The sequence below is a fragment of the Streptomyces sp. NBC_00239 genome, assembly GCF_036194065.1.
Classification (GTDB): domain Bacteria; phylum Actinomycetota; class Actinomycetes; order Streptomycetales; family Streptomycetaceae; genus Streptomyces.
Map to the genome: position 1 here is coordinate 1 of NZ_CP108096.1, position 13,605 is coordinate 13,605.

Below are 13,605 nucleotides of genomic sequence, written 5' to 3' on the forward strand. Positions count from 1 at the left end.
GTAACCACCGGCCTTCGGCCGGGGTTGCTCGGGCCTTCGGCCCTTCGCGGGTGCGTACGGTTAACTCCCGGGCTTCGCCTGGGAGTTGGCGGGGCCTCCGGCCCCGCGCCCGGCCTCCGGCCGGGTGGCGCGGGCTGCGCCCGCGCTGGTGGGTGGGGTGGGGCGCTCCGCGCCCCACTGGTTGGTGAGGGTGGGTCAACTCCTGCGCTGCGCTCCGGAGTTGGGCGTTCCGGCCGGATGCTTCGCATTCCGGCCTTGGTTGGGTGGTGCCGGAGCGCTCCGCGCTCCGGTTACGTTGAGTGATGGGTTCGGGAGGGTCGTTTTGATCTTGGGTGGAGCGCTCCGCGCTCTTCGGTGTGCTCGTCGGGTGCGGGTGCTCGGGGGTTCAGGGAGGGCTCGCTTCGCTCGGCGGCGAGGGAGTGGGGGGTGTGCGTTGTCGGGTGCCGGCCGGAGGTTGAGCGGTGTGAATAGGGCTCTGTTTGTGGTGTTTTGAGTTAGTGTCACCCGTCTTGCCTGTGTGTTAGACATCACATTTTCGGCGTCCTCGGTCCTACTTTGCAAAGTACAAAGCCCGGCTCGGGGCCCGTCGGCACGTGGACACCGACGTGGGCAGACGGACACCGAGCGGACGCAGCCCACGAGGTGCCTGCGGTCGGGTCGCAGCGACGGTGCGGGAACGTAGGGGTGGGGGGCAGGGCGGCGCCGGATGCCACCGAACAACGCCGAACAACCGCGAACAACTCGCTCACGAGCGGCACCCGGTGGCGGGGCGCAGCGTCCTTCGTCGCGTCGGCTGGACGTTTCTGGACGTTCTTGGACGGCGTCGGACGGCGCGGGACGGCCTCGCGGCGGGGATGCCGGGCGGCGGCTTCGGCGGTGGTGTTGCCGGGGGTGCAACACCGGCTCCAGGCCGTCGTCTTGGGGGCCCGGCCTGCGCGGCGGGGAGGGGCCGCGACGTCGTACGGCTTGCTGTTGCCCGGGGGCACGAGGAGACGGCCGGGGCCTGGGCGGCCGGCCGAGCGGCGAAGGGGTGTTGCGGGGCTCGCAACACCACCCGGCCGCACCGCCGGCCGCGGGGCGCAGCAGCCCGGTTGGGCGCCGGCTGCCGTCCGTCCAAGGCGCCCGGGGTGACGGCCTCCGGCCGTACGGCGTCTGTCGTGTCACGCCCGCCGACGTCGAAAAGTGCAGGTCACCAGGGGGACACCACGGGGTGACACCGAGCAGGCCCGACGGGGTTCTGCGGGCCCCGTTCCTGGATGCGGTTGGACAGAATTGGACAGTTCTGGACGCCGGCGGACGCCTGCCTCCACAACCCCGGCGGGCGGCGAGGGGGCGGGGCGCAGCGGGGCCGGCCGAGCTCGGCGAGGCGGGCGCCGGCGCCGCGGGCGGGGTCGCGGGCGCGACGGCCCGTCGCGGTCAGGTGGTGGGGCGTAGGGGCGGGGCGGCGGAGGTGCCACAGCTCCAGGACGACGGCCAGGCCCCTGTCGTGGTGTTGCCGGGCACGGGCAACACCACGGCCGCGGGTGCCGCGTACAGGCGCGGGATCGTTGCCGGCCTCGCAACACCCGACGCCGGACAGCCCCAGGGCGACGAGCGCATGGCGCCCGCGCGGGTGCGGCCGCCAGTGACTCGCCGCGGCGGCCGGGGCGCCGAAGGCCGAGTGCCGGCGAACAATGCCGAACAACGCTGAACAACCCGTCCGCCAGCGGGAACGCAGCCCGCCCGCAACCAGCGGGATGGCGCCGGCGGCGCACCAGCCCCCCGGCGCCTGTGGCCGGTGCGCAGCTCGGCGGCTCGGCGCCCCGGGCAGTCAGCGCGCGCCGGAGCAGAACAAGCGCGACCCCTTTGTTTTGATCTCCCCCCCCTGATGGGGTACATTAATGAGCACATCGGGGTGAGCGCCCCGCCCCGAAGCCAGGAGGAAGCCATGAACAACAACGTGATCGACTGGAAGACCGGCGCCACCTACGCGTGCCCCCGCTGCAACCACGACTCGGTGGGCAACCCCAACAGCTGGGAGGTGTACACCTGCTGCAACTGCGGCACCCGCTTCGCCCGCTTCCCGCGCCTCCAGCGCTTCCTGCGCCACGTCGGCATCACCTGCGAGTTCTGCACCGAGCGCCACCCCGTCGTCGTCGACGGCAAGCCCTTCGGCTTCCTGCGCAAGCGCCACAACGGCGTCGGCACCCACGCCCGCCACCAGGTCGAGGCATGGCAGTACGACACCGACGAGATCCCCGACCACAGGGACCGCGTCCTCTACCGCGACACCTGCGCCACCCGCGCGGACGCGCTGGCCTCTCTCGCCCGCGCCCGTAGCTGGAACGGCGTCGAGGACGACTTCAGCCCCGTGCTCGCCGTCGTCACCGACGAGGAGTTCGACAAGTACTACAACGTCGACCACCTCACCAAGGAGCAGCAGGAAGGCCTCCACGACGGCACTCTGGAGGTCTACGGCGTCGGCGTCATCCGCACCCACGACGCCCCCAGCCGGATGCGCGGCTGGTTCTACCCCGAGACCGGCACCTTCAGCTGGGGCCTGATCGCACCCGCCGGACTCGAAGGCCTCTACACCCAGCACCTCCCCGAGGCCCTGGCGCCCCACGCCCCGCAGCTCTGACACACACCGGCCCGCCGCCCCAAGGGAGACGGCGGGCCAGTCGGCCCGCACCGCCCGGCGGCCGGCCGCCCGCACCGAGCACAAAGGCGCAGCAGGCGCCCCGCCTCCGGGCCCCGACACGACAGGAAGCACCCCCCATGAGCACGCACTACGCCAGCCCGACGCACATCCTCGCCCTGGTCAAGGGCGCCGCCGAGGGCGACGCGATCAAGCACATCACCCCGATGGGCCTGGGCACCCACCTCGACGACGCCGTGGCCTGCGGCCTGCTCACCATCGGCAGCGACGACTACGACCTGCACCCGACCGATACGGGGCGCGCCCTGTACGAGGCGCACCTCACCGGCCTCCCGGACGGCCGGGCCAACCACTGGGGCAGCGCCGTCCCCCGCGCCGCCGTCGACCAGGTGCACCGGCTCCACCTGAAGGCCACCGGCCGCGCCGTCGTCGTCGAGGCCGAGCTCACCGGGCCGGGCCACGGCACCGTCACCGTCACCCACGGCACCCGCCACGCCACACCGCCCCGGGCCGCCCTCGGCCGCACCCGCAACGCCCCGGGCCGCGCCACCGGCTGGTACATCGACCCCACCCCGGACGGCACCGCCCCGGCCCGTGCCACTGGGCGCACCAAGGACGACGTCATCCGCCGCTACCTGCGCACCCTCGGCGTCTGGCCCGAAGCCATCACCTACGCCCGCATCCGCTACACACCCCCGCGCTGAACACCCGCCCGCACCACGCCACGACAGGCCCCCCGGGCGAGAACGGCAGGCGGCGCAGCACACACCCAAAGACCCTGCACATTTGACATCTACCCCCCTTTTGAAGTACATTAGTAACTGACGGTGAGGGGAACACCCCGCCCTCACCCCTTCGGGAAAGGACCCCATGAACCAGTCCGAGGCAGACCAGGCCCGCACCCTCGCCGGTGAAGTCACCAAGCTCATCGGGACGTTCGAAACCGACAGCACCCTGACCGACCCCCAGCAGGCGATCGACTTCCTGACGCTGATGCACACGGAACTGCTCGAATTCGCCGACAACCCGGCCGACGACCGCCTGCGCCGTGGAATCGAAAGCCGCGTCACGAACTTCATCGACCTCACCCGCAAGGCCAGCCACCAGGCCGCATAGCACCGCGCGAGCCCTCCCCAGGACCCCAGCAGCCGCAACAGCCCCAGCACGGACGAGACAACGCGCACAGGGGCCCCGGCCCCTCCCCGGCCGGACGACCACGGTGTTGCCGCGCCCGGCAACACCCGCCCAGCACAGCCCCGGGCCCCGGGCCGCGATCGAGGTGGTCACCGCCCGGGGCAGCCAATGGCTCGCCCTCGTCCCCCACCCCGCCCTCGCCCGCCGCGCCCTGGCCGGGCCACGGCGGGCCCCGGCGCCACCTCGTACAGAACCGGAGCACCATCCGATGGACACCACCACCGCGAAGCCCGACACCGCCACCCTCTGGCAGAACCTCGCGGACGCCCTGAACGCCCTCGTCGGCGCCGAACTCCACCCCGATTTCCACGACCGCTACGGCAGCGGCAACAACTGGCAGCACCAGCCCTACGCCTCCGGCAACCACGGCAACAGCCCGTGGGTGGTCTTCGACCTGCGCGAACGCGCGTACACGGTCACGACCCGCGAACGCACCCTCGCCGGGGAGCACTCCCGGCCCCGCCGCCGCAAGCGCCGCTGACCCCCACCGCGAACGCGGGACGCGGCGCGGCGACCGGCGGCGGCGTCCGAGATACGGGGCGCGGCCAGGACGGCCGGGCCCGGACGGAGAACGCGCCCGAGGTCCCGCGCGGTGCGCCCGGGGCCCTGCGCGGTGGTTCAGCCGGCGCCGGCCTCCTCGGCGGCGGGCTCCCCAGCGGCGGGCTCCTCCTGGTCCTGGGTGAGCGGCGGGTACTCGGCCAGGATCTGCTCGAGCACCTTGTAGAGCGCGCCCGCCCGTGCGCTGCCCGAACTCCCGAAGGCCTCCCGCTCGGCGGTCAGCAGCAGCAGCCAGTGCGCGCCCGTCATCCGCATCCGCTGGGCCGCCCGTACCGCGGACAGCACACGGCGCTGCTCCTTCGCCCCCAACGGCCCCCGCACCGGCGTCACCAGCTGGTGCGCGGGACCCCGCAGCGCCTGCCGCAGATGCAGCGGCACCTCGTCCCACGCCGGGTCGTCCTCCCCGGGCAGCAGCCGGCCCCGGCCCGCTCCCGTCTCCACCCGCACCACCCGCACCACCGACACCGCCGACACCGCCGAGGCGGACGAGGCGGAGGCCAACGTCGAGGCGGCCGGCTCGGACGAGGCATCATCGGCCGCCTGCAGCTCTGCCTCCCTCGGCCCCGGCACAGCCGCGGACCCTTCCACCACCGTGCCCTCCGGCGCCGCCGCCCCCTCCCCGGCACCAGGCCCGGCCCCGGAGACCAGGACGGACCCGTCGACGGACCCGGCCGCACGGCCGGGCTCCGGGGCGGCCCCGGCAGAACCGGGCGCGGACCCCGCGCTCCCGGAGCTCCCCGCGACGGCCGGCGCCACGAAGTCGGCCACCACCTGCTCCAGGACCTCGAACACCCGCCGCGCCCGCTCACTGCGCGCACTGCCGAACGACTCCCTCGGCGCCCCCAGCAACGCCAGCCAGTGCTTCCCGCCCATCCGCCGGCCATCAGCCGCCCGCAGCGCGTACCGCACCCCCGAATTCCCCTTCTCCCGCAACACCGCCGGCTCCTGCGACACCAGCCGGTGCGCGGCCACCTCCAGGTGCTGACGCAGATGCAGCGGCACCTCCCGCCACAACCCGTCATCCGGCCCCGGCAACACCAGCCCCCGAGCCACACCCGCCTCCACCCGCACCGGCCCAGCGTCCCCACCACCCGAACCGCCAGACCCGCCCGTACGGCCCGTACGGGCCTCGGCGGCGCGCCCCGGCGCAGCAGCAGCGGACAGCTCCCCGGCGGCCGCCTCGGCCGCCGGGACGCCGCCCGCCGGCACCCCCGCCCCGTCCGGCCCCGGCTCGGCCCGCCCGGCGCCCCCGCACCCGCCCCCGCGCACATGAGCAGCCAGCCCCGCCGGCGCCCCCGCGTACGCACACCCCCCACAACGCGCCCAGCCCGCCCGGTCGACCGCCTCCTGGACCACCGAACGCTCCGGCCCGAACCCCGACTCGACCAGACGCTCCGGCAACGTCACCCCGCCCTGCACCGCACGCAACGCCGCAGCGGCCGTGATGTCGTGCCCGAGCATGAACCAGCGCCCGATCCCCGCCTCCCCACCACACCCGCAGAAGCAATCACCCGTCGGCACCAACCGCTTTTCCCTCGTCACCGTCACAGTCCCGGGACCCTAGCGGCACCACAACCCCCACCTCAGCCCAACCGACCACCCCGACCGGAACCGACCGAAACAGACCAGACCACGCGCACGAATGACCACCACGCACACCACCCACGCCACCACCCCGAGCCCTACCAACACGCAGCAGCACCACACAAAGCCACCACACAAGACCAGCACCCCGGACCAACACGCCCCAACAGCGCGCTACAACAGCGCGTCCCAACAGCGCGCTACAAGAACGCGATACAGAGCCACGCCACATGACGCGCTGCAACAGCACGAGGCAACAGCGCGACACGACAGCACCCCCTCCCCCACACCCCAACCACCGGCAGACCGGGGCGGCGACGCGGCCGGGCCGGGCGCGGCGGGGCCAGCGGGCGCGGCGCGGCGACGGGCGGACGGGACGGCACGGCCGGAGGCCACGGACACAGCAGAACCCGGCGGCCCGCCGACGGACGGACGGGCCGGGGGCCAGGCGCGGTGGCCGGGCGGACGGGCCGGCGCGGCGCGGCGCGGCGCGGCCGGGGGCGGAGCCGGGGGGCGGGCGGGCCGACGGGGCGGACGGCGCGGCGCGGGCGCCGGAAGCCCGACGGCGCCGGGCCAGGGCGGCGGGGGCGACCGACGGCGGGAAGGACGCCCGGCGGCCGACGGCAGGCCGGACGGCCGGGGCGGCGACGGCGCGACGGGAGACCGGAACGGGGAGGCGCCCCGGCGCGGCGGGCCGGGCGGTGCCGAGCAGCGGAGCAGCAGACGAGGCAGCGCGGAGCAGCGGGCAGCGCCGGGCGGACGTACGACGACAAACGCGGTCCGGCGTACAGGCCGACCAGCGCAGCACGGCCAGCAGCAACGGGGACACCGGACGGACTGCCGGGTGCGGACGGGCGCGGCAGGGCGGTGGGCGTCCGGACGGGCGGCCGGGCGCGGACGGGCCGACGGGGTGGCGGGCGCGGCGGAGCGGGGCCGGGCCCGGGGCGGCGGCGCCGGGCGCCGGACGCGGCCGGACGGGCGGCCCGGGGCGGCGGCCGGGCGGGGTGGCGGGCGGCCGGACACAGAGGCGGCGGCGTCAGGCGGTGGTGTCCGGCCGGGGCGCGGCGGGTGGCGGCGGCGGGCCGGGCGAGTTCGCCCGGGACCGTTATCGGTGGGCCGGCTCGTCGTTGAGGATGCGGAGCCCTGCCCGTTTACTCGCTGCTGCTGGAGTTGCCCGTGCCCGTCCTCACGGCCCCGCCCGCGTCCGCGCGGCCCGTTCTCGCGCCCATCGGGAGCCGCGGCCCGGTCGAACAAGCCGTGGTCGAGGGCGCGCTCGCCTCGGCCGGGCCCGAGACGCTGGTGCGCATCGACGTACCCCAGCCCGACGGCTCGGTGCGCCTGTACGCGGCTTGGACCGACGGCGGCGGCCCGCTGGCCGATCACATCGACCGCGTCGCGCTCGCGCGCGGGCTGGACGCCTGGTCCTGGGTCGAGATCCTCACGCACAGCGCCCGCACCACCCACCGTGGCCGGATCGAGGTGCGCGCCCACCCGCTGCGGCAGGTCCTCGCCGACGTCGAACGCGGGCACCGGGGCAGCGAGGAGTACCGGGCCGGCTTCGCCCGGATGCTTGCCGACGACGCCGCGCGAGCCGACCGCCCGCCGCTGCCCGGGATCCCCGCCTGGCCGGGCGTCGGCCCCCGGCTGTGGCACCGTTACGCGGGAGACAGCTTCACCGTCGAGCGGCACTGGCTCGGCCGCTGAGAGGACCGCACGATGCCCGCCACGTTCAGCACCATGACGCCCGGGAACCCGGTGAGCGAGGCCTACGCCCGCCTCATGCACGGCGCCGACCTGGTCGATGCCGCCCGGCTCACGCCCGAGGAAGAGCAGCGCTGCCAGCGGGAGCTCTCCCGGATCTGGGAACGGCTGCTGCACAACGCCGAGGTGACGAAGTGGCTGGCGCCGGGGCAGGACCTGAGCTGGCGCAGCGGGATGCCGCGCCGCCGTGTACTGCGCACGAAGGACGGGCGCACCACCGATCTGGTCCGGCTCATCCCCTGGGTGCTGCGCGAGAAGCTCGCCGGCGACGTGCTCTACGAGGACACCGTCCGGCGCGAGGAGCAGGTCGTCCTCGGGCACGGCCTAGAGCCCGGCGACGCCGCCAGCGTCCGCTTCAGGAGCACGAACCCGGTGGCCGTCGAAGGGGAATTGCTCCAGCCCGGCCGGGAGCGCGAGGTCGAGCGGTTCGTCGACCTGCAGATGATGCTCGCTGCCTACACCGCGCAGCCGTACTTCGTGCCGGCCTCCGAGGCGTTCGACGCCGTCACCGGCTTGCCGCCCGAACCCGAGGCGCAGCTGCGGCTGACGGGCGAGGCCGTCATGGTCTTCCACGACGGCGTTCCGCTGCCTGCCGTCACCGCCGACGACGAGGACCTCCACGCCCACGTCGCCGCGCACTTCGGCGCCGGGCCCGACGCGTTCTTCGGCGGCAGTCCGCTCGTCATGGGCGGTGTGCTCCTGGCCCACCCGGACGACGGCACCGACGCCGCGCTGATGTTCAACCCGCTGCTCGGCTGGCTGATCATCGCCAAGATCATGTACGACGGCCGCTACGCCTGGTCGATGCACCCGGTCCACCGGCTCGACACCAACCCCGGCCCGGCCGCCCGCGTACTGCGTAACTACGCCGCCCTGAACGCGCTGGAGGACTGGGACACACCCCCGCCGATCCCGGGCCAGGCCCGCACCAGCGGCAAGGGTAAGAAGAACCGGCTGCCTGCGGCGCAGCGGCGCCAGCAGCAGCTGGAACAGGCCGCCCGTACCCCGCAGGCCCGTCTCGGCGCGCTCCTCGGCGTCCGCGTGCTCCGCTTCACCGCACCGCCCCACCAGGCCGCCACTGTCCCGCCGCCGAGCACGCCAAGCTCGTCGGGCAGGGCGCCCGCGCAGTACCGCGACTGGCGCCGCGCCCACTGGACCCGCAACACCCGAGTCCACCTCCTCGACGAACACGGCCGGCCCTCCGGCCCCGTCTACGGCCCCGACGCCATCGAGGGCGAGACGTTCACCCGGCGCCGGACCCGGGTGAAGGGAACCTGGATCAACGAGCACCTCCCTTCGCGCCCCGGTCAGCCGGCCGTCTACGCGGTGGACCCGCAGCTGGCCCGGACCAGCACGGAACCCTCCGACCGCAACCGCACCTGACCGACCCGGAAGAGAGGAGACTCCGACCGCAGCGCGTGCGGGAAAGGGCCCTCCTGGGCAGAACGCATCTGGCATCCTGGGGGCAGCCGGGCAGCCCCGGCCTTCTGCCCCGCGCACGCGGGGATGGCTCCCGCTAGGAGCATTGCTCTTCTGCTTCCCGCGCGAGTGGGGATGGCGTCACCAGGCGAACGCACCGGCCACGGTGTGCGGCCTGGACGCGTACCCATCCCCTCACAGCCAGGAAGGCCCGCCGTGCCCGAAGACACCGCCCCGTCCAGTTCGCCCAGCCCTCTCGACCAGACTGTGGCCGCGCTCGCCGCGGCATACCCCGGCCTGCGGCAGACAGAACCGTCGAAGTTCGGCGCGCCCCTCGCCGACGTACGGCTCACCCCGCAGCGCACCGCCCGCTTCGCATGGGCCGGCTACGAGGTGCAGGTGGCCGTCGGCCACGAGGACCACCTCGACCGCGACGACCCGGACAGCACCACGCTGTACCGAGAGGTCCGCGCTCACGCCACCCTCCTCGTCCCCCAGACCGTCCAGGTAGACGGCATCGGGCACGTCGAATGGGAGATGACCAACTCCCGGTCGGAGATGGGGTTCCCCGCCGCGTTCGCCGTGGCGGCCGCGGACCAGCACGACCCGCGGTTCGCCGCCGCCGTCCTGTCGACCGTGGCCAAGGCCCTCGCGTACGCCCGCCTGGCCAGCAAGCACGCGGTCGTCCAGGCGGAGAAGGCCGCCGACGAGGTCCGGTGGGAGAGCGAACGCCCGGCGGGGGTCAGCCCGCGCAAGTGGCTCCGGGACAAGCGGGCGTAGCGGGACGCGGCAACGTCTTAATCCTCCGGATGCCGCCGTCCTCCGTGGGCCCGGACAACGAGAAGTCCTCGGCGACCGCTCTGGGCGGTTGCCGAGGACTTCCTGAGTTGTCGTCCCCTGGTACAGGGGCATTGCTGGCATCTGCCGATGTTTCTGGCATTGACCTGCGATGGAGCATCCCCTGATACAGGGGTTCACGTGGGAACGCTGATGCGGAGCACCTTCGGCCCACCCCGGGAGCGGGCGGCGGCTGCGTCCCAAGGCCACAGCAAGGACCGTAGCGCGGTGGAAGCACCGCGGTCCAACTTCGTCACTCGCAAGGGTGAGTGCCAGTCTGCGGGCCCGCGCCGTGAGACGGCGCTTCTTGATTTCGCAGGCTGAAGTGCCGTCTGCGACCCACATCGAAGGTTCTCGCACAGGCGCTGAATCTCAGACCGGCACAACAGCGAGCGCGCGCGGCGGCGGGAACCGGGCGACTCGGGGCGGGGCGGGAGCCTACTCCGGCCGATGGAGGGAGGCCAGGGGGAGCAGCCCACGCCGCAGCGCCTCCCGACTGAGGATCTCCACCTCGGCACCAGCGGCACGGAGTGCGTCAGCAGCTCGGGCTAGGCGACGCTCGGCAGCAGCGAGTTCGGCGACTACGGACTCATTGCTCGGTCCGCATCCAGTTGGCGCGGGTTCACAGGGTCCGTCCAGCAGTTCCATGGACGCCTCCGGCCCGTCGGAGGGTTCCTCCCGCAAGGCGCTGCGAACGAACACTCCCTTCCCCTGAACCGCGTAAACCAGACCTTCTCGCTTGAGCACACGCACCGCGTGCTGCGCAGTCGAATTGGCGATCTTAAAACGTTCCTGGAGCACCCGCGCAGAAGGAATCTGATCGCCGGGTTCAAGCGCGCCCGACAGTATCTCTTCCCGGAGGAATTCCGCCGTCCTGACGTACGGGGGCCTAGGGTCATGCTCCGGATCGCCTACCGCGCCCACAGCGCCGAGACGCCCCATTTGGCCTGCCAACCGTGCGGCAGGGAGTACGCCGCAAACGTAACTTCCGCGCCCGACAACGGAGTAGACCAACCCCTCCCGCTTTAGCACCTTCAGCGCGTTCTGCACAGTCGAACTGGAGACGCCGAAGCGCGCTTGAAGCACCCGCGCCGACGGCAGACGGCTTCCGGGGGCATATTGCCCGACCTCAATGGAGGTGCGCAGCATCTCTGCGGCCTGCAGGTAGGGCGGCCTCGAGTCCTCTTCCAACGGCAACGTCATGCGCCAACCCTGGCAGCGCAAGCCTGTGGACAGAGGGCGGCACGGAGCAGCTCACCAGCGGCGGCCGGGGCACGGGCGGCGCGGCGACGGGCACTTTGCAAAGTACAGAACCAGGCACGACGACGCGTTCTCAGGCGGTCATGCGCAACCTCTCGTCCCAGCAGCAGGTGCCCACCCACCCGCTGTCGTGCCGGTGCGCGGTGGCCACAAGGATCTCCTTCCGGCACATCTTGCACGTCTCCAGCTCTGCGTCGAGGCCGTGTTGTTCGAGCACCGCAGCGATCTGCGCGTCGGTGGGGTGGAAGTCGAACGACTGGTCTTCGGTCAGCACCTGGTCGTCACTGCGGCGCACCAGATCATAGGAACGGCCGTCGATGCCGTTCCAGACCAACTCCCGGACGACGTACTGCTCCCCGTCTACCGCGAACGGGTCGTGGTCGATCTCGCGGACGACGACGGTTCCGGGCCTCGATGCGTTTCCCATGCGGCTGCCCACTTCCTTGGAGTGTCAGGGGGTGAAGGTGGAGAAGCTCGTACTTACGGCTGCTGCGCGCGGTGCTTGTGGTCGATCTGCTCCACGCGGGCGCTCAGGCGGGCGACGGTGTGGCGGACGTCGTCAACGGCGTCACGCAGAACCTCCTCCAGGGCCTGCCGCATGCTATGGGCGTCACGCTCGTTCGCGATGGCGTAGGCCGTGCCCACATCTACGCCTTCCAACGACACGGTGCCTGCAATCAGGACATCGTGGCTGTCCAGCGGGTCGTAGTAGCACCAGGCGTCCTCAGCCGTGGGGCGGCGCCCCTGGACCGTAACGGTGTAGCCCTCGTGGAGGAAGCGGGCGGTGCCGTCGAGGTCGAGGCGGAAGCCCGGGTCGGCGGGGGCGCTGAGCTGGCGCAGTTCCATACGGGGTCTCCGGGGTTTTGTGGTGTCGCCGGTCGGGGTGGGGAGGGCGCGCCGGCCCGGCAGAGGGTCAGTTGTCCAGAAGCGGGCCGTAGTGGTGCTGGTGGAGGTCGATGGCCTCGTGGATGTCGGTTTCGGCGAAGCCGCACGTCACGGGTGTGAGCGTGCCGTGGGAGAAGTCGATGGAGATGTCGAGCAGGACGGCCAGCAGGTCCTGGAGGTCGCGCGGGGACAGGGTCAGGGTGTGGCGGGCGCTGCCGGGGAAGAGCTGGGCGGTGACCAGGTGGGCCAGGCTGTGCCAGGCCGGATCCGGCCGGCTCAGGAGGTCGGCGCACAGGTGGCGGGCGATCGCGGTGGGCAGGGTGACGATCGGCGCGGCGAGCATGGCGTTCGGCCGGCAGCGGTAACGGGCCACGGGGCGCTCCTTACGTGGACGGCGGTACGGGTGGGTGCTCCTGCGGGGGCTCGAACCCCGTTTCCCGGCTTGAAAGACCGGTGTCTTACCCATGGACGACAGGAGCCGGGAAGGGCCAAGCCCGCCGCGCGAAGACGGTCGGCCCTGGCCCACGTTGTGTGTCAGCCCTCCGGGGCAGTCCGCGGGGCCGGAGAGTTGGCACTTACGAACTGGAGGAACCAGTCGGGAACCTGGCCCAGCTCGGCGTGGTAGCGCGTCCAGATCTCCCGGACGGGAAGGCGCCGCAGGTTCTCGTCCGGCAGGACTTCGTGGCCGGTTACCTCGATGCTGTTCCAGCGGGGCGTGGCGTCGCCGTCCTGGAACCAGCGGACGCGCAGCCGGACGGGCCGGACGCGGTAGCTGTCCTCGCCGTCCTCGACGGTGAAGTCCGGGCCGCACTGCCCCTGCCATACCTTCTCGTACGTCCGCTGTGGCGGCCTGGCCGTCATCGCGTTGTCGTACTGCACCACCTCGTCGAACCGCTCCACGCGCAGCGAGGGCGTGAACTGCGCGGGTTCGGACGGGCCGTCGGCAATCTCCATGTCCTGCTTCCTTTCATCCCAGCACGGTCGGTTCACCCAGAAGGCCGCCGCCGGGACGGTTCGGGTGGCGCGGCCGCGGCCCCTGCGGGTGCGGCCGGCTCAGGTCCGGGTGATGCCCCCTGGCTCGCGCACTGTGCGGGACGCGGGCACGGCAGGTCAGGTCCTGGGCCTGGCGGGCTGCCGGGACGGGAAGCGAGTCGGTGCACGGCGTGGGGGATCCGTACGGGTCGCATGTCCCGTCCCGGCAGGGCCGGGGGCACCGCTCCTCGGGGTGAGGCGAGCGGTGAGCGCTCCTGCGGGGACTCGAACCCCGTTTCCCGGGTCGACAACCCGGTGCCCTACCTATGGACGACAAGAGCCTGCGTGAACGTTCTGCGTACCCTCGGCGGGATTTGAACCCGCGGTCTCCCCATTGAGAGTGGGGTGAGTTGAGCCGGACTACTCCACGAGGGCGTGGATTTCCCGCCGTCGGCCGGGGATCGGATCAGGTAGGGCCCGTGAGGGCTTGCTCGTCA

Annotated in this window: 13 protein-coding genes and 3 tRNA genes; 7 read left to right on the plus strand and 9 right to left on the minus strand. The window is 73.0% G+C overall.

The annotated features are described in order from the left end of the window. Positions 1 to 1,927 precede the first annotated feature (1,927 nt). From OG764_RS37690 to OG764_RS37705, 4 genes are all read left to right on the plus strand, one after another. A complete protein-coding gene (locus OG764_RS37690) occupies positions 1,928 to 2,620 on the plus strand; it encodes a hypothetical protein (RefSeq protein ID WP_328973308.1) in 693 nt (230 codons plus the stop codon). Positions 2,621 to 2,757: 137 nt separating this feature from the next. Continuing rightward, positions 2,758 to 3,342 carry a hypothetical protein gene (locus OG764_RS37695; protein ID WP_328973309.1) on the plus strand — a complete coding sequence of 195 codons (585 nt, stop codon included), beginning with the start codon at positions 2,758 to 2,760 and terminating at the stop codon, positions 3,340 to 3,342. Positions 3,343 to 3,508: 166 nt separating this feature from the next. Further along, positions 3,509 to 3,754: a hypothetical protein gene (locus OG764_RS37700; protein WP_328973310.1), complete on the plus strand. Its 246-nt coding sequence runs from the start codon at positions 3,509 to 3,511 to the stop codon at positions 3,752 to 3,754. Positions 3,755 to 4,040: 286 nt separating this feature from the next. Beyond that, positions 4,041 to 4,313, plus strand: coding sequence for a hypothetical protein (locus OG764_RS37705; protein ID WP_328973311.1), 273 nt, complete (start codon positions 4,041 to 4,043; stop codon positions 4,311 to 4,313). A gap of 137 nt (positions 4,314 to 4,450) precedes the next feature. Here the strand turns inward: OG764_RS37705 and OG764_RS37710 are convergent, their stop codons facing one another. Next, positions 4,451 to 5,851, minus strand: coding sequence for a hypothetical protein (locus OG764_RS37710; protein ID WP_328973312.1), 1,401 nt, complete (start codon positions 5,849 to 5,851; stop codon positions 4,451 to 4,453). A gap of 1,299 nt (positions 5,852 to 7,150) precedes the next feature. Here OG764_RS37710 and OG764_RS37715 point away from each other — a divergent pair. The 3 genes from OG764_RS37715 to OG764_RS37725 all read left to right on the plus strand — a co-directional run bounded on the left by OG764_RS37715 (position 7,151) and on the right by OG764_RS37725 (position 9,934). Then, entirely contained in the window at positions 7,151 to 7,678 is a 528-nt protein-coding gene (locus OG764_RS37715) for a hypothetical protein (RefSeq protein ID WP_328973313.1), read from the plus strand. Between the two features lie 12 nt (positions 7,679 to 7,690). Beyond that, positions 7,691 to 9,118: a hypothetical protein gene (locus tag OG764_RS37720; protein ID WP_328973314.1), complete on the plus strand. Its 1,428-nt coding sequence runs from the start codon at positions 7,691 to 7,693 to the stop codon at positions 9,116 to 9,118. Between the two features lie 252 nt (positions 9,119 to 9,370). After that, positions 9,371 to 9,934 carry a hypothetical protein gene (locus OG764_RS37725; protein ID WP_328973315.1) on the plus strand — a complete coding sequence of 188 codons (564 nt, stop codon included), beginning with the start codon at positions 9,371 to 9,373 and terminating at the stop codon, positions 9,932 to 9,934. Between the two features lie 495 nt (positions 9,935 to 10,429). On the opposite strand, the gene OG764_RS41870 is transcribed toward OG764_RS37725, so the two are convergent. The 8 genes from OG764_RS41870 to OG764_RS37760 all read right to left on the minus strand — a co-directional run bounded on the left by OG764_RS41870 (position 10,430) and on the right by OG764_RS37760 (position 13,543). Further along, positions 10,430 to 11,194, minus strand: a complete 765-nt coding sequence (locus OG764_RS41870) for a GntR family transcriptional regulator (protein WP_443056275.1) — start codon at positions 11,192 to 11,194, stop codon at positions 10,430 to 10,432. 130 nt (positions 11,195 to 11,324) lie between these two features. Beyond that, positions 11,325 to 11,678 (minus strand): hypothetical protein, encoded by a 354-nt coding sequence (locus OG764_RS37730; protein WP_328973316.1) that lies wholly within the window; start codon positions 11,676 to 11,678, stop codon positions 11,325 to 11,327. A gap of 53 nt (positions 11,679 to 11,731) precedes the next feature. Next, a complete protein-coding gene (locus OG764_RS37735; RefSeq protein WP_328973317.1) occupies positions 11,732 to 12,097 on the minus strand; it encodes a hypothetical protein in 366 nt (121 codons plus the stop codon). A gap of 67 nt (positions 12,098 to 12,164) precedes the next feature. Then, entirely contained in the window at positions 12,165 to 12,509 is a 345-nt protein-coding gene (locus OG764_RS37740; RefSeq protein WP_328973318.1) for a hypothetical protein, read from the minus strand. 35 nt (positions 12,510 to 12,544) lie between these two features. Then, a tRNA-Glu gene (locus OG764_RS37745) sits at positions 12,545 to 12,615 on the minus strand. Between the two features lie 55 nt (positions 12,616 to 12,670). Next, complete coding sequence (locus tag OG764_RS37750; protein WP_328973319.1) at positions 12,671 to 13,090, minus strand: hypothetical protein; 420 nt, start codon at positions 13,088 to 13,090, stop codon at positions 12,671 to 12,673. A gap of 288 nt (positions 13,091 to 13,378) precedes the next feature. Further along, a tRNA-Asp gene (locus OG764_RS37755) sits at positions 13,379 to 13,449 on the minus strand. An 18-nt stretch (positions 13,450 to 13,467) separates the two neighbouring features. Further along, a tRNA-Glu gene (locus OG764_RS37760) sits at positions 13,468 to 13,543 on the minus strand. Positions 13,544 to 13,605: the final 62 nt, after the last annotated feature.